Genomic DNA, 20,331 nt, shown 5'->3' with positions numbered 1-20,331 from the left:
CTAACCCGATCGGCCCAGGGCACCGCAAGCCCGCGAGCCGACCATCACACGATCGAGTTAAAGCGGCCATGTGCGGACTCCTCGGCGAACAGTTGCGAACCCCCGGCCGAAGGCCGGGGGTTCGGGCGTCAGCCGGAGAAGGGGACGGCGTCGGCGGGGTCGGCGTGCCAGTTGGTGGCGATGGGGCGGTCGACCGTGACGGTGTCGGGGAGGTCGAGGGTGACGGAGTTGATCTCGTCGCCCGCGACGGAGAGGTGGATCTTGTCGAACTGCCTGCCGTTGTCGTTGTCGGTGGTCTTGGGGTTGATACCGGCGTAGGCGACGGTGTTGCCGGAGAGTTTGAGGGTCTCGGTGACGCTGTGCTCGGCGGGCGACACCTCGGTGTCGGCGGAGGAGCCGAAGGATGCGGAGGGGAAGACGCCCTCCAGATAGCAGGTGATGCCGGGCAGAGCCTTGGCGGAGACGAGGAGGTACCCGCCCGCCTGCGTCTCCTCGCTGACGGTGAAGGTCAGGTCGTTGGTCCCGCAGGCCTGCCCGACGTCGCTCCCGCTGTCGGCGGCGGCCGCGGCGGTGGAGGTGGCAGTGATAGTGAGCACCGCCGCCGCGACCGCGGCAAGGGCGAGGCGGGCGGAACGGGCGACAAGGCGAGAACGCATCGAGATCTCCATGGTGCGGAAGTGGTGTCGTCCGGCGAGCTGCTCGGACAACCGCAGCTTGTGCCGTGATCCGTCCCGCCCGCCACAAAAGGCGGCCACTACGGGACGCCGGAACGCTGGAACGGGTGCTGACCAGCAGAGACTCGGACCTCCTGGAACGGGGTGCCGGGACGGGGGGGGAGCCACTGATCCCTTGCCACGACAACAGCCCGAGCTCAGTAACACCAGAGATACTATCTCTGGCGATACTATTGGGTGCGGAGGTATGTCATGCGGCGGTTCATCGGGCGGGAGCGGGAGCTCGGGGTGCTGCGCCGGGCCCTTGAGGGGGTTCAGGAGGCCGTCGGGGCCAGGCAACCGGGGCATTGCGTGCTCATGCGGGGGCGGCGGCGGGTGGGGAAGTCCAGCCTTGTCGAGGAGTTTCTTCGGCGTACCGAGACGCCCGCTCTCTTCTTCACCGCGGCGGGGGGCACCGCCGAGGATGAGCTGGCGGAGTTGGTCGACGCCGTCGGCAGGTCCACGTTGCCGGAGCGGGGGCTGTTCGCGGAGGAGGCGCCGGGGCAGTGGAATGCCGCGTTCAGGCTGCTGGCGGACGTCCTGCCCGACGACAGGCCCAGCGTGGTCGTCATCGATGAGGTGCCGTATCTCATGGACCGCGTCGACGCCTTCGAGGGGATGTTGCAGCGGGCCTGGGATCGGCTGCTCAGCCGCAAGCCGGTGCTTCTGCTGCTGGTCGGGTCCGATCTGTCGATGATGGAGGCGTTGAACAGTTACGACCGGCCCTTTCATCAGCGGGGGCGGGAGATGGTGGTGGGGCCGCTCAACCCGGCCGACATCGGGGACATGCTCGATCTGGCGCCGGCCGAGACCTTCGACGCCGCCCTGGTCACCGGCGGCCTTCCGCTGATCTGTGCGGAGTGGCGGGCCGGGGCGGATCTCTGGGAGTTTCTCCGCGATTCGCTGGACAATCCGATCTCGGCGCTGCTCGTCTCCGCCGAGCGCTCGCTGGCCGCGGAGTTTCCGCCGCAGGCGATGAGCCGGGAAGTTCTGCGGGCCATCGGAAGCGGGGAGCGGACGTTCACCAATATCGCGCGCGCCGCCGGTGGCATCGCCCACACCACTCTCACCCGGGCCACCGAGGTTCTGACAGAGAAGCGCGTGGTGGCGGCCGAGCTGCCGATCTCACTGCGGCCGTCGAAGGAACGCCGCTACCGGGTGGCCGACCCCTATCTGCGGTTCTGGCTCACGTTCCTGGATCCGCACATGGCGGAGATCGAGCGGATGCGGGGAGACCTCACACTCGGCCGGATCAAGGAGCGGTGGACCAGCTGGCGGGGGCGCGCGATCGAACCCCTGGTACGGGAATCCATCGCCCGTCTGCTGCCGGATCAGGGTCTGCCCGCCGCTCCGGCTGTCGGGGGTTACTGGACCCGCAGCAACGACGTCGAGATCGACCTGGTGGGCGCCGACCGGCACCCCGTGGCCAAGCAGTTGCTCTTCCTCGGGTCCGTCAAGTGGCTGGAGAACTCTCCGTTCGACAGCCACGACATGGTCGCGTTGCAGAAACACCGGGCCGCGATCACCGACCAACCCGTACCGCTCGTGGCCGTCTCACGCAGCGGCATCAGTTGTTCCGGGCTCGATGCGGCGTACGGCCCTGAAGAACTGCTCAGTGCCTGGCGCATGGAATGAGCGACGACCAGGCCAGGTCTGGGGCGCCCTCGCGCGGTCGGAGGGCGCCCCAATCCGTCAGTGGTCAGTCGAACAGGGCCACCCTCGGGTGCAGCGTGCCCTTGGCGTCCGGGTTCGTGAGGGTGATTCGGTAGACCTCGGTCAGGGTCTCGCCTGCCGGGATGGTGCGGTGGACTGTCGTCAGGTCCGTGAAGAGGGTGCCTGTCTGGGTGCCGAGGGGTACGGGTTCCCAGCAGCCGGTTGCCGTGCGGTGCTCGATCTTGAGGTCCGACGGGGTCAGGAACGGGCCCGAGTCCGGGGATTCCGCCAGGAGTTGGGGGGCCACCGTGCGGGTCGTCGTCGAGTCGTTGTGGTAGGTGACCTCGACCTCGTGGCTCTCGGTGTCGGCCGGGAGGGGCGTGGGAAGGTCCACGAAGGCGGTGGGGGCGGCGGGGGTCTGGTCCGCCGTGGATACGGCCGTTGTGGGCTGGTATGTGGCCGCCGCGGCGGGGCCTGCCATGGTCAGGGCGGCCGCGGCTACCGTGAGAGAGACGAGAGCAATCCGGAGTCGGCTGTTCTTCGCTGACACTTGCGCGGATCCTTCGCAGTTGTGGGGGTCTGCCAGGCGTTCCGTCGCTCAGGACCTGCCTGGGACATTGCCAAGATTACAGCGGCACCGTTCTCGCCTTTTCTCCCTCTGCTGAGCTAGACACTCTCCAAACCCACGTTGACCAATGGGTATTTGGGGACACTTCAACCCAGGGGGAAGACACCCGTGACATCCACACATCGCCCGCCAAGTCGGCTCTCGCGTCTCAGAGTCCTCGGAGCCGCCCTCACCGCCCTTCTCGTCGCCGGAGCCGGAACAGGGACGGCCACGGCCACCACCCCGACCACCCCGAAGACCTCCACGCCGCCCGTACCCATCCTCAACTGGTCCGACTGCCAAGGCGGCTTCGAGTGCGCCACCGCCGACGTACCGCTCGACCACCGCGAACCCCACGGCCGCACCCTCACCCTCGCCGTCGTGCGCAAGCCCGCCGCCGACCCGGCGAAGCGCAAGGGCACGCTCTTCATGCAGCCGGGCGGGCCCGGGAACTCCGGGGTGGACTTCGTCCGGAACAACTACGCGGATCTGCCGGCCGCGCTTCGTGAGTCGTTCGACGTGTTCGGGTACGACGTACGCGGGGTCGGGCGGAGTTCGGCGCTGACGTGTTTCGACGACGCGCGCTACACCCGTGCCGTCACCGAGGCCAAGGGGGTGCCGAGGGCCGGTGCGTTCGGGCCGGCGCTGCGCGAGGCCGCCGAGTTCGATCAGGCTTGCGTCGACAACTCCGGTGCGTTGCTGCCGTACGTCGGTACCGAGTACGTCGCTCGCGACATCGATCTCCTGCGCCAGGCGCTCGGCGAGGAGCAACTCACCTACTACGGGCGGTCGTTCGGGACGTACATCGGGACGGTGTACGCCGCGCTGTTCCCCGAGCACGTACGCGCGCTCGCCCTCGACGGCGCCTACGACCCCGTCCACTACGCCGACCGGCCCTACGCCTACGACCGGCCCCAGTACCTGGCCCTCGACGGCGCGATGAGCCGTTTCCTCGACTGGTGTGCGGCCGACCAGGCCACCTGCGGCTTCGGGGACGGGGATCCGCGCGCGGCGTTCGAGAAGCTGAAGAGCGACCTGGACGCCCAGCCCGTGCCCACCGCCAACGGGGGCCTCGCGGGCGGCTACACCCTCGTCTACCGACTGATGTTCAACATCAACGAGGGCAAGGTCATCTGGCCGTCCCTCGGGGCCGCGCTGCGGAAGGCCCAGCTGCGGGACAACACCTCCTTCCTGCTGCGACCGCCGTCGCCCGCGAGCTTCGACTTCCTCGGGCCGAACGTCGTCGTGGAGTGCGTCGACCGGGACTACCCGCGCGATCTGCGGCGGCTGAAGCGGAAGGTCACCGAATTCGCGGAGGCGGCGCCGTTGCTGGGGCCCGCCATGGCGTACGGGCCGCCGACGTACGACCACCAGCACGCCACCGCGTGTGTGCAGTGGCCCGGTGAGCGGGTCAGCCGGTACGACGGCTCCTACCGGGCCAAGGGGTCGGCGCCGATCCTCGTCATCGGCACCACCGGGGACCCGGACACGCCGTACCAGGACGCGGTGGCCCTGAGCCGCAAGCTCGACAACGGGCGGTTGCTCACCTTCCAGGCCGAGGGGCACACGGCGTTCGGGCGGAGTGCCTGCGCCACCGACGCCGTCACCGGCTATCTGGTGGATCTGACGGTTCCCGGCAAGGGCACGACCTGCGCGGACGAGACCCAACCGCCCACCTCCCCGCCCACGGTGGCCCCGCCCGGCACGACGCTCGGCGAGCTGCGCAACGGCGTCAACGAGCGCGTGGAGCACATCGGCTGAGCTACAGCTACAGCTACCTGCCCGGGCCCCCGTCCCCCTCCGGATCGGGGTCCGGGTCCGGGTCTACGAAGGACAGCGCGTCCAGGTCCCCGTCGTAGTCGAAGTCGAAGCCGTCCGGAGTCGGGAACATCAGGCCCAAGGCGTCGGCATCGGTGTCGGGTGAGGTGTCCTTGACCGACAGGGACGGGCAGGTCAGGGGCTGTTCGGTCCAGATGCATTTGCCGGTGGTGGTGTAGCGCGTGCCCCAGCGTTGGGAGAGGGCCGTGATGAGCTGGAGGCCGCGGCCGCCCTCGTCGGTGTCGGTGGCGCGGCGGATGCGGGGCATGGTGAGGCTGCCGTCGAAGACCTCGCAGGTGAGCTCGGAGCCGCGCAGGAGGCGTAGGCGGACGGGGCCCTTGGCGTGGCGTACGACGTTGCCGACGAGTTCGCTGGCGAGGAGTTCGGTGGTGGGGGCGAGGTCGTCCAGGCCCCAGGCGGAGAGCTGTTCGCGGACGTGGCGGCGGGCCTGGCCCGCCGCTCTGGGGTCGTCGAGGAGGGGCCAGGAGGCCATCCGGTCGTCGGTGAGGGCATGCAGGCGGGCGACGAGGAGAGCGGCGTCGTCGGCGGCCGGGTGGTCGCCGGGGAGCAGGCCCTGCGTCAGGGTGTCGCAGAGGTGTTCCAGGTCGGCGGCGGTGCCGTCCTCGTGGGCGGTGCGCAGCAGGTGGGCGAGGTCGGCCATGCCCTGGTCGATCTCCCGCTTCGACGACTCGACCAGGCCGTCGGTGTAGAAGACGAGCAGGCTGCCCTCGGGCAGGTGCAGTTCGACGGTCTCGAACGGCGGCTCTGCCGCGCCCAGCGGCGGATCGGCGGCCAGGTCGGGGAAGTGCACGGTGCCGTCGGGCAGGACGAGGGCCGGTGGCGGGTGTCCGGCGCGGGCGATGGAGCAGGTCCGGGTGGTGGAGTCGTAGAGGGCGTAGAGGCAGGTGACGTACGACTCCTCGGCCATGCCGACGACGAGGTCGTTGAGGTGGGTCATGATCTCGTCGGGCGGGAGTTCGAGGTCGGCCAGGGTGTGGACGGCCGTGCGCAGCCGGCCCATGGTGGCGGCCTCGGGCAGGCCGTGGCCCATGACGTCGCCGACGACGAGGGCGACCTGGCCGCTGGAGAGCGGATGACGTCGTACCAGTCGCCGCCCACGTCCATGCCCTGGCCGGACGGCAGGTAGCGGGCGGCGGCCTCGCAGGCGGGCAGGGCGGGCAGGTCCTGCGGGAGCAGGCTGCGCTGGAGTTCGCGGGACCGGGTGTGTTCGAGGTCGTAGAGCCGGGCCCGTTCCAGGGACTGGGCGAGAGGGCGCTGATCGCGGTGAGCAGGGTGCGTTCGTCGTCGGTGAGCCGGCGCGGCTGGTCGAAGGCCACGACGCACACCCCGAAGGTGAAGCCGGACGCCGTCAGCGGCAGGAACGCCCAGGACTGCTTCCCGGAGGGGGCGAGCAGTTCGGCGTTGTGGGGCGCGTATTCGAGGTGCTCCTGCGGTGTGGAGAAGAACACCGGGTCGCCGGAGGTGATCGTGTTCCAGGCCGGGCTGCACGGCCTTCTGCGGCGGCCGTCGACGAGGGCGAGGAACTCGTCGCCGTAGCCGACGGCGCCGACGTTGCGGAGCCGGTCGCCCTCGGAGTCCTGGACGAGGAGGCCGGTGGCGTCGAACGGGGGCAGCACCCGGCGGGCGACCGCCTCGATCACGTCATGCGAGGTCGTCGCCTGGGCGAGCGCGGCGGTCAACTCCGCGATACGGGCGGCCCGTTCGGACGCCGCGAGCTCGGCCGCCCGGCGTTCGTCGTCCAGGCGCCGCTTCTCGGTGACGTCGGTGCAGTAGATGGTGTGGCCGTCCGGGCCCGGCACCAGTCGTAGGTGGCAGACATGGCCCGTGTCCGCCGCGTGGACGTCGAAACCGGCGGGCCTCTCCTCGGCGGCGGCCTGTCGGCACAGGCGCTCCAGGCCGGGGATCCGCTGGGCGGCGGGGAGATCGAACAGAACCTGTCCGAAGAGTTCCTCCTCGGTCATGTCCAGCGAGCGTTCCGCCTCCAGGTTGGCAAAGGTGATCCGCCATTCGCCGTCCACCGCGAGGAAGCCGTCGCTCATGTGGCGCAGGGCCCGGCTGAGCGCGTCGCGGGCCGTCCGGGACTCGTTGCTCTCCCAGCCCACGCCGATCATCCGGAGGGGTTCGCCGTGCGCGTCGTAGGTCGCCCGGCCGCGGGCCTGCGTCCAGCCGTACGTGCCGTCCAGGCGCCGCACCCGGTACTCCGCCTCGTACACGCTGTGGTCGCGGATCGCCCGCTCCGCCGCCGCCAGCGTCGGCGGGAGGTCGTCGGGGTGGACGATCCGCATCCAGTTGTCGATCTTCCCGGTGAAGTCGGCGGGCCTGGTGCCGTAGAGCTCCAGGGCGGCCTCGTCCCAGATCAGGTCGCCGGTGCGGATGTTCCAGTCCCAGGAGCCGACGCTGACCTCCTTCAGCGCCTGCCGCAGCCGCTCGCCGGCCAGTTCCGTCTGCGCGGGGCCGGACGGGGGCGGGGCCTGGGCCATCCGCTCCTCGGTCCAGGCGACGACGGCCCGCAGGAAGTCCCACTGTGCGCGGGTGGGTTCGCCCTGGTCGCCCATCAGGACGGTGAGCGCGCCGATGACCCGGTCTCCGCTCGACATCGGCAGGGCGGCGACTCCGGTGCCGGGCCAGGTGATGTCGACGGCGTGCAGCGGCGTCCATGAGCCCCGGTTCTCCACATGGGCTCCGCCCTGGTGCAGGGCGCGGGCCGGGGGCAGCGGGCCCTCCTGGTCGATGATCTCCCAGGGGCGGGTGAGGACCGGCGGGAGGCCGGTCACCGATACGAGCCGCAGCGCGGACATGGGCCCGCGCAGATGAATCATTCCCCCGAGGGCGCCCAACTCCCCGACCACGTGCTGGAGCGCCAGCCGGAAGACCTCGCTTTCCGCGACACCCGGATCCACCGTGCTGAGCAGGGCCAGCCGTGCGTTCATAGGTCAGACCTCAACGTTCCGTTCGCTGTCGAGGGAGGCCGTCACAGGAATCCCACAGTCCGCCCGCACGGCGGGTCGGTGGCGCCAACAAGCTTGTTTTCAGGGAGAGTTGGTTAGTTGTGCGCGCATAGACACGCGTAGATCGGCAAGGACACGCGTGGACCCCCGAGGAGCGGCATGGACATCGGCGTATTCATCCCCATCGGCAACAACGGCTGGCTCATATCGAAGAGTTCGCCGCAGTACCTGCCCAGCTTCGAACTGAACAAGGCGATCGTGCGCAAGGCCGAGGAGCACGGGCTGGACTTCGCGCTGTCCATGATCAAGCTCAAGGGATTCGGCGGCGAGACCGAGTTCTGGGACCACAACCTGGAGTCGTTCACGCTGATGGCGGGCCTGGCCGCGGTGACGGAACGGATCAGGCTGTACGCCTCGACGCCGATCCTCGCCCTGCCGCCGGCCATCGTCGCGCGCATGGCGGTGACCGTCGACTCGATCGCGCCGGGCCGGTTCGGCGTCAACATCGTCACCGGCTGGGCACCCGGCGAGTACTCCCAGATGGGCCTGTGGCCCGGCGACGAGCACTTCGGCAACCGGTACGCCCGGGCCGCCGAATACGTCACCGTGATGCGGGAGTTGTGGTCGGAGGGGGTGAGCAACTTCAAGGGCGAGTTCTACGAGATGGACGACTGCGTGCTGTCGCCGCGCCCAGTGAACGGGCACATCGACATCGTGGCCGCCGGGCAGAGCGGCACGGGCATGAGGTTCGCCGCCGAGCACGCCGACTACAGCTTCATCCTGGCCAGCGGGGTCAACACCCCGCTCGCACTCTCCGACTCCACGGCCACGCTCGTCGAGGCGGCCGGGCGGACGGGGCGTGATGTCGGGGCGCTGTCGCTGTTCATGGTCATCGCGGACGAGACGGACGAGGCCGCGCGGGCGAAGTGGCGGGACTACCACGCGGGCGCCGATCACGCCGCGCTCGCGTACATGGCGGGCGAGTCGGCCTCGGACACGACCGCCGATGACTCCTCCACCGCCCGCACGATCGTGCTGCCCGAGGACGCGGTGAACTTCAACATGGGCACGCTCGTCGGCTCGTACGAGACGATCGCTCGCATGCTCGACGAGGTCGCCGGGGTGGCGGGCACCAAGGGGATCATGCTGGTCTTCGACGACTTCCTGGAGGGCATCGAGAACTTCGGTACGCGCATCCAGCCGCTGATGAAGTCGAGGTCGGGGCGGGTGGCCGTCGCCTGAAGCCGAACGAGGGTCCGGTGCGAGCCGTTCGGTCGGGCTGTTCGCCGCGGGCCCATGGCGTGACCAAGGTCTGTGGAACGTCGTTGGCCCGCTGCAACACCAGGTTGTTGTGGCACCGGGCTGTTGCGACTCCAGGCTGTCGCAACCCCAGGGTGTCCGGCCCGACCCGAGCAGGCACCACATGTTCAGCATGGTCAAGACGTTGGTCAAGACGGTCCTCGCGCAGTACGTGAAGAACCAGCAGCTCAAACGAGACCTCAAAGCCCAGCGCGGCGAGCAGGAGCGACAGTGGCGTGAAGAGGACCGCGCCGTCCTTCAGGCCGCCCTGGCCGCCAACCGAGCCGCCCGCGAGCCGCACAACGGCACGCTCCGACGGGCGGCCGGCGTCTCGTACATCACCCTGCGCTGCCACGAGGACACCTGGACCTTCATGGCGCGGACGGCCTTCGGCGTCTGGGAGCCGTCCTGGACCCAGAGCACCCGGGACCCGTACGACCGCGTCGGCCCCGGCCCCGCCAAGGCCGGCCACTTCACCGCGGACCCGAACCTGCCCGCCGGCCGCATCACCAAGGCGGACGGCGGTATGCAGGACGTCCAGCTCTCCGGCCACAACCTGGTCGTCGTCCTGGACGCCCTCTACGAGGCCACGACCTCCGAGCTCTCCGCCAACGGGGCCCGCTGCAGAACCCTCTACGACAAGCTGGCGTCCCTCACCGCGAAGCTCGACCCGAGCGCTCCCCCGGGGCGGACCACGGGTGTGCTCTGCCGGATCGACGACAGCATGCACCACCAGTACGTGACCAGACCCTCCGGCGGCCCCGGCTCCGGCCCGGGCACCGCCAGGAACAACGTCAGGAACAAGTCGGCCCCGCTGCTGCGGAAGGTGCCGTCCCCCGCGCTCAGTCCCGACGCCCGGTGATCCGCACCCCGCCGACGCCGCCGCCCGCGAACAGCGCGCTCACCGCGCCGTAGAACCGCAGCAGCCGCCCGGCGAGCGGCTCACCGTGCAGCCGTACCCGCTCCTCGTAGCCGCCGCGGAAGGCCTCGGCCCGGTCGCGCACCCACGGCGTCCACAGGTCGGTGACATCCGTCCACACCACGTCCGTGAAGCCCGCCCGGGTCAGGTCGTCGCGGTAGCGGGCCTCCTCCGGGAGGTAGGGGCAGGCGACGAGACCGGCGAGGTCGGACCGTTCGCCGTCGGTGAGGGGGCGGCGGGCGTAGAAGTCCTCGATGCAGAAGGTGCCTTGGGGGCGGAGCAAGTCCCGGCAGACGCCGAAGAGTGCCTCGCGGCGCGGGATGTGCAGGATCGCCAGCAGCGAGACCAGGTGGTCGTACCGCTGCGACCACTCCGCCCCGCCCAGCGTCAGGGCGTCCGCCCGTACGGCCCGGACGCGGTCGTCGAGCCCGCACAGCGCGGTGAGTTCCTCGCTCAACTCGTGCAGCTCCGGCTGCAGTTCGACCGCCGTGACACGGCATCCGTACCGGTCGGCGAGATAGCGCGCCGGGCCGCCGAGTCCGGCACCGATGTCCACGACCTCCGCGCCGGGTTTCACACAGAGTCGCTCGACGGCGTGGTCGAGGGCGCGCTGGCCGAGGTAGTGGAGCTGGTCGTACGGTTCGAGATCGCCCGGGGTGAGGGGGCGGCCGGGGCGGTTCAGCAGCGGGGTCAGGGCGTTGCGGACGTGCTGGAGGTCGTACAGGGCCATGTCGTCGATGCGGCTGCCACGTTGTTCCGTCACACCGGCATTGTTCCGAAATGAGGGGTGCCGGGGGCGGAGGACGGGATACCCGCGCCGAACGGCTGGATCCGGGGGTGGGTTCGCTCGCCAAGCGGTAGGTTCGCTCGCCCGGGCCGGGCGGGGTTCCGGGCCGTGGTGGCGCTGTCGGACGGGGGTGAGATGGACGGCTTCGTCTCGGGCTGGACCACCGAGGACCCGTTCTGCACCGCCCGCGCCTACGGCAAGGTGACCCGGCGCCTCGGCGCCGACCGCCCGCGGCACCAGCCTCGGGCGGCGACTGCTCTCGGCAGCCATCGCCCCCGCCGACCGCACCTGGCTGCTGACCTGGGACCGGGCCCACGACACGCTCGCGTCCTACCGTCACCTCGGCCGGCGGGAACCCGCCCCTGTACCCGGCGACGAGACCGATGTCGTCGTCTTCCTCAAGGGCGGGTCGGCAGAGTGATCGGTATGGTGAGACGTGCCGGTCAGTCGCACTCCGTTCCGGCCGGGCGATCCTTCTTGCGGAACGTCATCAGGGGCGTTCCGTCGTTTTTGAGTTCGTCGGCGACACCGTCGATGTAATTGCCGTAGGAATAGATCCGGTCATATCCACTGTCGCGCCAGGAAGTGACGTCGATCACGTCCTCGCGCTTTCCGGTCGGATTCCAGGTGTACGAATCCACCTTGAACACCGGATTCACGCGGACGACCCGCTTTGTGGGGCTCGCCTCGATCCAGGCGGTTTTCTTCGGGCCGATCTCGATCACGTCGTTGTTGGTGACGGCGACCGAGTCCTCGATGGCCCAGGAGTAGCTGTAGGACGCCTCGACGGAGGTACCGAACCAGTCGCCGATGGAGGCTTCGGCGCTGGTGGAGCCGCCGACGGTGTGGGAGTACGACTTCGAGGTCGCGTACTCGCGGGCCAGCTCCAGGCTGTAGCCGCTGTCGGTGCAGTTGGTGCGGGTCTCACTGATGGGGCGCCATGCGGCGCGGTACGTCCAGCTGGACGCGACGGGGTACTCGCACCGGCCCTCGAACCGCTCCCAGCCGGGCTGGAGGGTCCACTTGCCGTCGTCCTTGTGCCACACCGGGCCCTTGCGCCACGCGGAGTGGTCGCGGAGCTCGCCGGTCGTGACGTTGACGTACCAGTCCTCGTAGCCGGTGTGGCCGTCCGTGCCGCAGACCCGCGCCATCATCGCGTCGGTGTTCCAGGGCTCCTGGCCGCGGATGTTGACGGCGCCGTTCGGGCCGGCGGCGGCCTGGGCGGGCGCCGCCGCCAGGACACCCGCCACCGCACCGAGGAGGGCCGCCCCCGCGGCCGCCGCCCGCCGGACAGCAAGGCGCGACCGGCGTATTGTGTTGTGCGTCACTCGAAATTTCACCTTTCTCCGCGGCCTCGAGTTTCGGCCACGGCACATTCCGGCAGGACGGCGCCGGAATACATCCGAAATACACCCGGAACCGGATCCGGAACGCGCGCCTTACCGGTGGTAATCACTATCGGTTTCCTGAGGGCCGCCGTCAAACTCCGAGGATGAACATGAGTAAGCGGGTGGAACTGGACAGCCGAACTGGAGATATGCGGTGGCACGGGCCCAGGATTCCCACCCGACCTCCGACCCCTTGTTACGTTCCCGGGACAGTTCCCGGACTTTGTCGCAACCCACGGCCCACCGAAACCGGCATACAACCTTCCGCCGGACCCCGTCGTCTCACCCGATATCAGCGTTACGAGAACCAGTGACGCGATCAGTGATCTGTGCAGATAAACGCAGATCAACGTCGATCAAGGGGGACAACATGCGACGAATCGGATCCGCGATAGCCGTACTCGTGCTCACGGGCACCGCGATGGGCGCGGCGGCCGGCAGCGCGGGTGCCGCACCGGTGGCGGACGCCCGTACCGCCGCCGCGGCCTGCCCGACCGGGTGGGGCAGTGGCCTCAAGGGCGTGCCCAGCAGTGGGGCCGCGCCGTTGACCGACGTCAGGACCGGCCGTCACGACTGCTTCGACCGCATGGTGTTCGACGTGCCCGGCGGTGGCGACGACATCGGCTACTACATCCAGTACGTCGACCGGCTGCACCAGGCCGGCTCCGGCGACCACATCCCGGTCGGCGGCGGCGCCATCCTCGAAGTCCGCATCGCCGCGCCGAGTTACGACCCGGAGACCGGTGAGCCGGTCTACGACGCGGATGTGGCCAAGCCCCTGCCCGGTGTCGACATCACCGGGTACCGCACCTTCCGGGACACCCGTTTCGCCGGCAGCTTCGAGGGCGAGACCCAGATCGGCCTCGGCGTCCGCGCCCGGCTGCCGTTCCGCGTCATCCAACTCTCCGACCGCCTGGTGGTCGACGTGGCCCACAGCTGGACGACCAGCCGTTGAGACCTGCGTCCTCTCTGCTCCTCGGCGTACCCGCGCGGCTCCTCGGCGTGCCCGCGCTGCTCCTCGCGGTGTCCGCCTGCACCGCGTCGGCCGTGCCGTGCGCCGGAGTCGGTGTCGACTCCGGCGTGAGCCTGCTGTTCCTGCGGGACGGGTACGGCGATCTCACCGGCGCCTCGTACGAGTTGTGCGCGCGGGGCGAGTGTGTGGAGGGGACGCTGCCGCCGGAGAGGGTCACGCGGCTGCGGCTCGCACTCCCTCGGGATGTGGACCCGGCCCGTGGTCCTGTGCGGCTCCGGGTCACGCCGTGGCAGAGCGACGACCCGGTGATCGACGCGTCCACCGAGGTCGGGCTCACGTACCAGTCCGACGGTTGCGGCGGGGGCGCGTACAACCGAGGGCTCGCCTTCACCAAGGAGGACGGGCTGCTGACGAAGGTGCCGGAGTGGGTGCTGGAGGCGTGGCTGGCGGGCTTGGAGGGTCCTCCCGCGTCACCGTCCTCCACGCCCTCGCCGTCCTCTCCGCCCTCCGGTAGCGCACCCGAACTGGCCTGAGCGGCTCGCCGACTCCGGTTGGCCGTGATGGGGCACGGGGGTGGCGGGCGGCGGCGGTGTGGCGTACGGGACGCCTTGTGACCGCCCCGGCACCCTCGCCTCGTGCCTCGTGCCTCGTGCCCTGGACCACTGGGACGCGGCCGAGTTCGCCAGGATCCGGTCAGGCAGGCGCCGCCTCCCCCACCCTGATCCACGTCTTGCCCGCCCGCTCGTCGACCCCGGCGAACGCCTCCTGGCCCGTTCCAGCGGGAAGCGGTCCTCGACGACGACTCCGGGGCGTACCTCGGGGAGTTCGGCGATCGCGGTGGTGAAGTCGCCGGGGTGGTCGTAGATCATCGAGCCGCGCAGGACCAGCTGACGGCGGACCACGTCGTGGGTGGTGAGGGGGAGTCGGTCGGCGTTGAGGCCGATCATGACGACAGTGGCGCCCGGCGCGGCCCGGTCCACGGCCGGACGCAGCGCGGACGCGTGGCCGGACGCAGCGCGGACGCGTGGCCGGACGTCTCGAAGACGTATGTGAACCCGGTGCGGCCGTCGTCGCGCACCGCACCCAGCCGTTCGGCGCGGGCCAGCCGCAGCGGATGCGGCTCGGTGACGACCGGCCGGATGCCGAGGCGGGCCAGGATGCGGCACACCAACAGCCCCTGCGCCCCGGCCCCGACGACCAGACAGCGGTCGCCGGCCGTGACCCCGCCCAGCGTGTCGGGAACGGTCCCCGCCGGCAGCAGCCCGGCCACGTCGACTGGATCCACGGCCCAGTGAAGAAACGTCAGGTCGAGCCAGGACTGGGTGAGCAGCGGACGCGCTATCGCCTCCGGCGCGTCGACGGTTATGGGGGCCGGAGGCACGGGGGCCACGGAGGTCCGGGACTCTTCAGGCAGCGGCATCGCGCCGGTATCGAGCAAGAGCACCCCGCTCCGTCAGCCACAGGTCGGCCGACCGGCCAACCGGCCAGCAGGACGGGGCCCTCTCACTGCGCCGACGCCGACTGCCGCACCAGCTCCCGCGCGAAGGCCTCCGTCGCCGGCCCCGTCCATCGCCTCCCGTGCCGGGCCAGCCGTACGGGTACGTCGCCGAAGCGCGGCCCCCGCACCCGCGCCAGCCGCCCCTCCCTCAGCTGCTCGGCCACGGTCGTCAGCGGCAGCAACGTCAGCCCCAGCCCGGCGGCGACGCAGGAGCGCGCCGCGTCCACACTGCCGAACCGGGTCAACCGGGGCCGGGCGTCGGGCACGGCGAGCAGCCTGCGTTCCAGCGCGTCGCTGTAGGAGCAGCCCTCCTCCAGCAGGAAGAAACTCTCGGCGGCCAGCTCCGCCCAGGTCACCGCCCGCTTGCGCGTCGCGAGCGGATGGCCGGGGGCGCAGACGAGGACGAGGGCCTCGCCCGCGACCGGCTCGGCCACCACGTCGGGGAAGGACAGGCCCTTCTCGTCCTCCAGCACCAGCGCCAGATCCAGCCGCCCGGACCGCAGCCCCTCGACACACTCCGCCGTACCGGCCGCGTGCAGTTCTACGTCCACCTCGGGGTGCTCGGCACGCAGCACCGCGATGACCCCCGGCAGCCGGGTGGCGCACAGTGACTCGGGCGTACCGACCCGCACCCGCCCCCGTACAACACCGGCACCGTCACCGTCGCCCTCGCGGCTGTCACCGGCCCTCAGCCGCGCCACGGCGTCGAGCACCTCCTCCGCCCCCTCCAGCGCCCGCCGCCCGGACTCGGTGAGCAGCGTGCCCGTGGGCAGCCGGTCGAAGAGCCGGGTGCCCAACTCCCGTTCCAGCGTGCGGATATGAACGGTGACCGTGGACTGCGCGAGGTGCAGCTCGACAGCGGCGGCGGTGAAGCTGCCGGTGCGGGCGAGGGTGGTGAAGGTGTGCAGCAGTCGCGTATCCACGCCGGGCAGGCTACGGCCGTATGCCGTGGCCGTACACCGTGGCCGTATGCCGTAAGTCGATGGACTTGATCGAAACCAATCGTTGGACGCGATCGACCCGCCGGTGACACCGTAAAGCCATGACGACGACCGACAACAACCACGCGAGCGCCACCCTCCGCTACTCGTCCTTCACGCACGACCCGGCAGGCGGCAATCCGGCCGGGGTGGTGCTCGACGCCGCCGCGCTGGACGACGCGGCGATGCTGGCGATCGCGGCGGAGGTGGGCTACTCGGAGACGGCGTTCGTGACGGCCGCCGACGAGGGCGCGCGGCGGTTCCGGGTGCGTTACTTCAGCCCGCTCGCGGAGGTGGCGTTCTGCGGCCACGCGACGGTGGCCCTGGCCGTCGCCCTCGCCGAACGCCTCGGCCCCGGCGACCTCCTCCTCGACACCCCGGTGGGCGAGATCCCGGTGGCCACGACGGTCGACGCGACCGACGGCACGGCCCACGCGACCCTGATCAGCGTCCCGACCCACTCCCGCCCCGCCACGGCCGAGGAACTCGACTCGGCGCTGAAGGCCCTGCGCTGGTCCCCCGACGACCTCGACCCGGCGCTCCCGCCCCACGTGGCGTTCGGCGGCGTCCACCACCTGGTCCTCCCTGCCGTCTCCCGCGCCCGCCTGGCCGACCTGGACTACGACTTCGACGCCCTCACGGAGGTGATGCACCGCCACGGCTGGACCACCGTCCACCTGGTCCGGCGCGAGTCCCCCACCCTCTTCCACGCCCGGGACCCCTTCCCCGTGGGCGGCGTCGTAGAGGACCCGGCAACCGGCGCCGCGGCCGCCGCCTTCGGCGGCTACCTCCGCGCCCTGGGCCTGGTGACCGCCCCGACCAGCATCACCATCCGCCAGGGCGAGGACATGGGGCGCCCGAGCGTCCTACGGATCGACGTATCCCCGGAGGACCCCCACACCCGGGTGACGGGCCAGGCGGTCCCGATCGCTTAGGTGGGCTGGGGGGCCGAGGCCCTCGGCGATTGGCAGATCCGTCTCGGCGATACGCCAGGAAAGCCCCGTACCGGTGGAACGGAACTGCCAATCGCCTCGCCCTCTCGTCGTCCTGGACCCCTTCGTGAGATGGGACGCGTATCACCTCCCCCCACCCCTTTGCATGATCATGCATCCTTATGCATAATCTTCCTATGTCCAAGGTCCTCACCTCTCTTCCGGCCGGCGAGCGCGTCGGCATCGCCTTCTCGGGCGGGCTCGACACCTCGGTCGCGGTCGCGTGGATGCGCGACAAGGGTGCCGTCCCGTGCACCTACACCGCCGACATCGGCCAGTACGACGAGCCCGACATCGCCTCGGTGCCCGGCCGCGCGAAGACCTACGGTGCGGAGATCGCGCGCCTGGTCGACTGCCGGGCCGCGCTGGTCGAGGAGGGCCTCGCCGCGCTGACCTGCGGCGCGTTCCACATCCGCTCCGGCGGGCGGGCGTACTTCAACACGACCCCCCTCGGCCGTGCCGTCACCGGCACGCTGCTCGTGCGGGCGATGCTGGAGGACGACGTCCAGATCTGGGGCGACGGCTCCACCTTCAAGGGCAACGACATCGAGCGGTTCTACCGCTACGGCCTGCTCGCCAACCCCCACCTGCGCATCTACAAGCCCTGGCTGGACGCGGACTTCGTCACCGAGCTCGGCGGCCGCAAGGAGATGTCCGAGTGGCTGGTCGCGCACAACCTCCCCTACCGGGACTCGACGGAGAAGGCGTACTCCACCGACGCCAACATCTGGGGCGCCACCCACGAGGCCAAGACCCTGGAGCACCTGGACACCGGCCTGGAGACCGTCGAGCCGATCATGGGCGTCCGGTTCTGGGACCCCGAGGTCGAGATCCTCACCGAGGACGTGACGATCGGCTTCGACCAGGGCCGCCCGGTCACCATCAACGGCAAGGAGTTCGACTCCGCCGTCGACCTGGTCATGGAGGCCAACGCCATCGGCGGCCGCCACGGCCTCGGCATGTCCGACCAGATCGAGAACCGCATCATCGAGGCCAAGAGCCGCGGCATCTACGAGGCCCCCGGCATGGCCCTGCTGCACGCCGCGTACGAGCGTCTCGTCAACGCCATCCACAACGAGGACACCCTCGCCCAGTACCACAACGAGGGCCGTCGCCTCGGCCGGCTCATGTACGAGGGCCGCTGGCTGGACCCGCAGGCCCTGATGATCCGGGAGTCGCTCCAGCGCTGGGTCGGCGCCGCCGTCACCGGCGAGGTCACCCTGCGGCTGCGGCGCGGCGAGGACTACTCGATCCTCGACACCACCGGCCCGGCGTTCAGCTACCACCCGGACAAGCTCTCCATGGAGCGCACCGAGGACGCGGCGTTCGGCCCGGTGGACCGGATCGGCCAGCTCACCATGCGCAACCTCGACATCGCCGACTCGCGCGCCAAGCTGGAGCAGTACGCCGCGATGGGCCTCATCGGCACCGGGGGCAGCGCCGCGATCGGCGCCGCCCAGGCCGCCGCGACCGGGCTCATCGGCACCATGCCGGAGGGCGGCGCCGAGGCCATCGCCTCCCGCGGCGAGGTCACCGGCTCCGACGCCGACGAGCTGCTGGACCGCGCCGCGATGGAGTTCGGCACGGACTGAGCACCACGCCGGGTAACCCAGGCGGTCGCCGCCCCCGTCGCAGGGGGCGGCGACCGCTTTCCGCTTACTGGGGCCGGGTTACGGCGCGTCGATCAGGCCGTGCGGCGGGACCTGGACCGTGCGGGCGCCCGGCGCGCCGCCGAGGACGACCTTGCGGAGGGCGATGTTGTTCTTGTGGTCGGTCTCCTGGAGACGGTTCTCGGGGTTGGCGATGACCTGGATGTAGTACGTGCCGTTCGGCAGGTCGGTGATGTCGAAGGACTGGCCGGGACGGTACTGGGTGTACGTGTCGCCGGAGCCGACGTCGAGGACCTCACGTACGGAGATGGCGTCCTGCGAACCGCAGGCGGTGGACAGGTCGGTGTTCTCCGGGTGCCAGTTGGCGTTCTTCACCGTGTAGTCGATGGCGTCGGTGTTGGCCAGGCAGAACGCCTCCTTGCCGGAGCGCACCTCCTTCGTCTGGTCCTCGCTCAGCAGGCGGTAGCTGGCGAAGTCCGTGAAGTGCCAGTGCTCGTGGCCGATCCGCGGGTCCCACTCCATGGTGCCGGTGGGGGCGTAGCCGACCTGCTTGCCGTCGGCGTCGTAGAAGTACTGGTACGCGTCCATCAGGTCGGCGCCGGGCTTGCGGAAGCCGTCCACGACGAGGGGCGCGGGGCCCGCGTTCCAGACGTTCGCGCTGAAGGCGAGGTAGTCCTTGCCCGGTACGTCGCCGTCCTCGCCGTCGGTGATGGCGATGCCCCAGGCGGGCAGCGACCGCAGGTCCGGCTTGGGCACGTTCGCCGGGGCGCCCGCCTTGCCGCTGGGCCGCTTGGCGGCCGGCTTCAGCGCGGGCGCGATGCGCGAGCCGTCGGTGTGGCCGGGGCCGTCGCCGAGGTGGTTCGCCGTGCCGCGGTCCACGAGGGCCTGGGGCAGGGCGGGCGGGACAGGAGCGTCGGCGCCGCGCGGGCCGTAGTGGTGATCGCCCTGCCCGGAGTGCCCGGAGTGCGCGGCGTGGCCGCCGTGGTGGGCGGAGGACTTGGCGGCGGACAGGCCCTCGGCGCCCCCTCCCTCCTCCGTCCGCTGCCGTACCGTCACCTTGATCGTCGGCCGGTCGTCGGGCATGCCGAACAGGTCGCGGTACTTCTTCGCGACCCCGACCTGGGCCGTGTACTCGCCGGCCGGCAGGTCCACCCCCTCCTCGTAGTCGAACTGGCTGGTGTTGGACGCCCAGCCCTTCTCCACGCCCCACACCGAGCCCAGCGTCCACGGGTTGGTGGAGCAGCTCTGCGGGTAGTGCGAGGTCGCCGGGGCGTCCGGGCGGATCCGTCCGGAGGCGTTGTTCGGGCAGAAAGTCCCCTCGTGCTTCAGGACCTCCTCACCGGCCCCGTTCTTGATGGAGATCTCCAGGAATCCGGACAGCCCGGAGAAGTCGTTCACCAGCCCCGCGGGCAGGGTCTTCGTCTTCGTCTTCGTCTTCTTGCCGTCGCGGAGGATCTGCCTGACGACGATCGGGTCGTTGTACGACTTGCGCTTCGCCTGGAACTCCAGGGGGGCGTTGTCGACGGAGAGGTACGTACCCAGTTGCAGGTAGACGCCGCCGCTCTCCTCCCAGCGGTCGAGCGTCACGGAGTTCGACGCGGCTATCAGCTTGAGCTGCGGCTTGCCGGGCGTCGCCGCCGGGGCGGCCCCCGCGCCGGGAGCGGCCCCGGCCACGGCGGCGACGACGGTGAGCGAGGCCAGGGCGACGAGCCCCGGGCGCTTCAGGCGCGTACGGCGGCTGTCCGCCGGGTCGGCGGACCGGCTGGTGAACTGACTGGTTGACGTGCTGGTCAACTGGCTGGTCATCGGTTCCTCGTCTGCGAGTGCCATGGTCAGTGGCATCGGACTGGACAACCCACGGAAACGACCGGGCGACGGTACGGACGCGCCCCCGCATCCCTCCCCACGCCCCGGAGCCGGACCGGTCTGTGAGCAACCTGTGAGAGCGGCGAAAAGGGTGTTCGGGTTGCCTGGGTTGCCTGTTGAGGCGGAAATCGACGAAAAGCGCCGCCCGCACGGCTCAAACACAGGCCCGCCGAACCGCCCGAAGTTCCCGGAGAATCCACGCAGGAGCATCACACAGACTGCACACAGCCCTGAGAATGGCTCGTTAGCGTTGCTGATC

At 70.5% G+C, this 20,331-nt stretch carries 15 protein-coding genes and 2 pseudogenes; 9 read left to right on the top strand and 8 right to left on the bottom strand.

Going from position 1 to position 20,331, the window contains the following annotated elements:
- Nucleotides 1-128 precede the first annotated feature (128 nt).
- Nucleotides 129-656 (bottom strand): DUF4232 domain-containing protein, encoded by a 528-nt coding sequence (locus F3T56_RS42645; protein WP_172639433.1) that lies wholly within the window; start codon nt 654-656, stop codon nt 129-131.
- 270 nt (nt 657-926) lie between these two features.
- Here F3T56_RS42645 and F3T56_RS42640 point away from each other — a divergent pair, with 270 nt between their 5' ends.
- Nucleotides 927-2,348: an ATP-binding protein gene (locus tag F3T56_RS42640; protein WP_149830855.1), complete on the top strand. Its 1,422-nt coding sequence runs from the start codon at nt 927-929 to the stop codon at nt 2,346-2,348.
- Between the two features lie 64 nt (nt 2,349-2,412).
- Here F3T56_RS42640 and F3T56_RS42635 read toward each other — a convergent pair whose 3' ends face one another.
- Entirely contained in the window at nt 2,413-2,916 is a 504-nt protein-coding gene (locus F3T56_RS42635; protein ID WP_149830854.1) for a hypothetical protein, read from the bottom strand.
- Between the two features lie 186 nt (nt 2,917-3,102).
- On the opposite strand from F3T56_RS42635, the gene F3T56_RS42630 reads away from it, so the two are divergent.
- Nucleotides 3,103-4,734 (top strand): alpha/beta hydrolase, encoded by a 1,632-nt coding sequence (locus F3T56_RS42630; RefSeq protein WP_149830853.1) that lies wholly within the window; start codon nt 3,103-3,105, stop codon nt 4,732-4,734.
- Nucleotides 4,735-4,747: 13 nt separating this feature from the next.
- On the opposite strand, the pseudogene F3T56_RS42625 reads toward F3T56_RS42630, so the two are convergent.
- Nucleotides 4,748-7,742, bottom strand: a pseudogene (locus F3T56_RS42625) (SpoIIE family protein phosphatase).
- Between the two features lie 177 nt (nt 7,743-7,919).
- Here F3T56_RS42625 and rutA point away from each other — a divergent pair.
- Nucleotides 7,920-9,002 carry a pyrimidine utilization protein A gene (rutA, locus tag F3T56_RS42620; RefSeq protein ID WP_149830852.1) on the top strand — a complete coding sequence of 361 codons (1,083 nt, stop codon included), beginning with the start codon at nt 7,920-7,922 and terminating at the stop codon, nt 9,000-9,002.
- A gap of 181 nt (nt 9,003-9,183) precedes the next feature.
- Nucleotides 9,184-9,921, top strand: coding sequence for a hypothetical protein (locus F3T56_RS42615; RefSeq protein WP_149830851.1), 738 nt, complete (start codon nt 9,184-9,186; stop codon nt 9,919-9,921).
- Here the strand turns inward: F3T56_RS42615 and F3T56_RS42610 are convergent.
- Both F3T56_RS42610 and F3T56_RS46730 read right to left on the bottom strand, forming a co-directional pair.
- Nucleotides 9,902-10,741 (bottom strand): SAM-dependent methyltransferase, encoded by an 840-nt coding sequence (locus tag F3T56_RS42610; protein WP_172639432.1) that lies wholly within the window; start codon nt 10,739-10,741, stop codon nt 9,902-9,904. The genes F3T56_RS42615 and F3T56_RS42610 overlap by 20 nt on opposite strands.
- 467 nt (nt 10,742-11,208) lie before the next feature.
- Entirely contained in the window at nt 11,209-12,093 is an 885-nt protein-coding gene (locus tag F3T56_RS46730) for a hypothetical protein (RefSeq protein WP_172639431.1), read from the bottom strand.
- Nucleotides 12,094-12,523: 430 nt separating this feature from the next.
- Between F3T56_RS46730 and F3T56_RS42600 the strand changes: the two genes are divergently transcribed.
- From F3T56_RS42600 to F3T56_RS48950, 3 genes are all read left to right on the top strand, one after another.
- Nucleotides 12,524-13,108, top strand: a complete 585-nt coding sequence (locus F3T56_RS42600; protein WP_149830849.1) for an AMIN-like domain-containing (lipo)protein — start codon at nt 12,524-12,526, stop codon at nt 13,106-13,108.
- Nucleotides 13,105-13,659: a hypothetical protein gene (locus tag F3T56_RS42595; RefSeq protein ID WP_246204558.1), complete on the top strand. Its 555-nt coding sequence runs from the start codon at nt 13,105-13,107 to the stop codon at nt 13,657-13,659. The genes F3T56_RS42600 and F3T56_RS42595 overlap by 4 nt, the downstream gene beginning before the upstream one ends.
- Before the next feature lie 109 nt (nt 13,660-13,768).
- Nucleotides 13,769-13,990: a hypothetical protein gene (locus F3T56_RS48950; RefSeq protein ID WP_172639430.1), complete on the top strand. Its 222-nt coding sequence runs from the start codon at nt 13,769-13,771 to the stop codon at nt 13,988-13,990.
- 352 nt (nt 13,991-14,342) lie between these two features.
- Here the strand turns inward: F3T56_RS48950 and F3T56_RS46720 are convergent.
- Together F3T56_RS46720 and F3T56_RS42585 are read right to left on the bottom strand one after the other, a co-directional pair.
- A pseudogene (locus F3T56_RS46720) lies at nt 14,343-14,546 on the bottom strand (DUF2071 domain-containing protein); the annotation flags it as partial.
- Between the two features lie 83 nt (nt 14,547-14,629).
- Nucleotides 14,630-15,547 carry a LysR family transcriptional regulator gene (locus F3T56_RS42585; RefSeq protein WP_149830848.1) on the bottom strand — a complete coding sequence of 306 codons (918 nt, stop codon included), beginning with the start codon at nt 15,545-15,547 and terminating at the stop codon, nt 14,630-14,632.
- A gap of 119 nt (nt 15,548-15,666) precedes the next feature.
- On the opposite strand from F3T56_RS42585, the gene F3T56_RS42580 reads away from it, so the two are divergent.
- Nucleotides 15,667-16,539, top strand: a complete 873-nt coding sequence (locus F3T56_RS42580) for a PhzF family phenazine biosynthesis isomerase (protein ID WP_149830847.1) — start codon at nt 15,667-15,669, stop codon at nt 16,537-16,539.
- A gap of 194 nt (nt 16,540-16,733) precedes the next feature.
- The gene (gene argG, locus F3T56_RS42575; RefSeq protein WP_149830846.1) at nt 16,734-18,188 is read left to right on the top strand and encodes an argininosuccinate synthase; all 1,455 of its coding nucleotides are present in this window, start codon (nt 16,734-16,736) and stop codon (nt 18,186-18,188) included.
- Between the two features lie 78 nt (nt 18,189-18,266).
- Here the strand turns inward: argG and F3T56_RS42570 are convergent, their stop codons facing one another.
- Nucleotides 18,267-20,036 carry a lysyl oxidase family protein gene (locus tag F3T56_RS42570; protein ID WP_149830845.1) on the bottom strand — a complete coding sequence of 590 codons (1,770 nt, stop codon included), beginning with the start codon at nt 20,034-20,036 and terminating at the stop codon, nt 18,267-18,269.
- Nucleotides 20,037-20,331 lie beyond the last annotated feature (295 nt).

It is taken from the genome of Streptomyces tailanensis, assembly GCF_008386495.1.
Lineage (GTDB): Bacteria > Actinomycetota > Actinomycetes > Streptomycetales > Streptomycetaceae > Streptomyces > Streptomyces tailanensis.
Note: the sequence above shows the minus strand (reverse complement) of the source record. Positions and strands in the feature narration are given on the sequence as shown.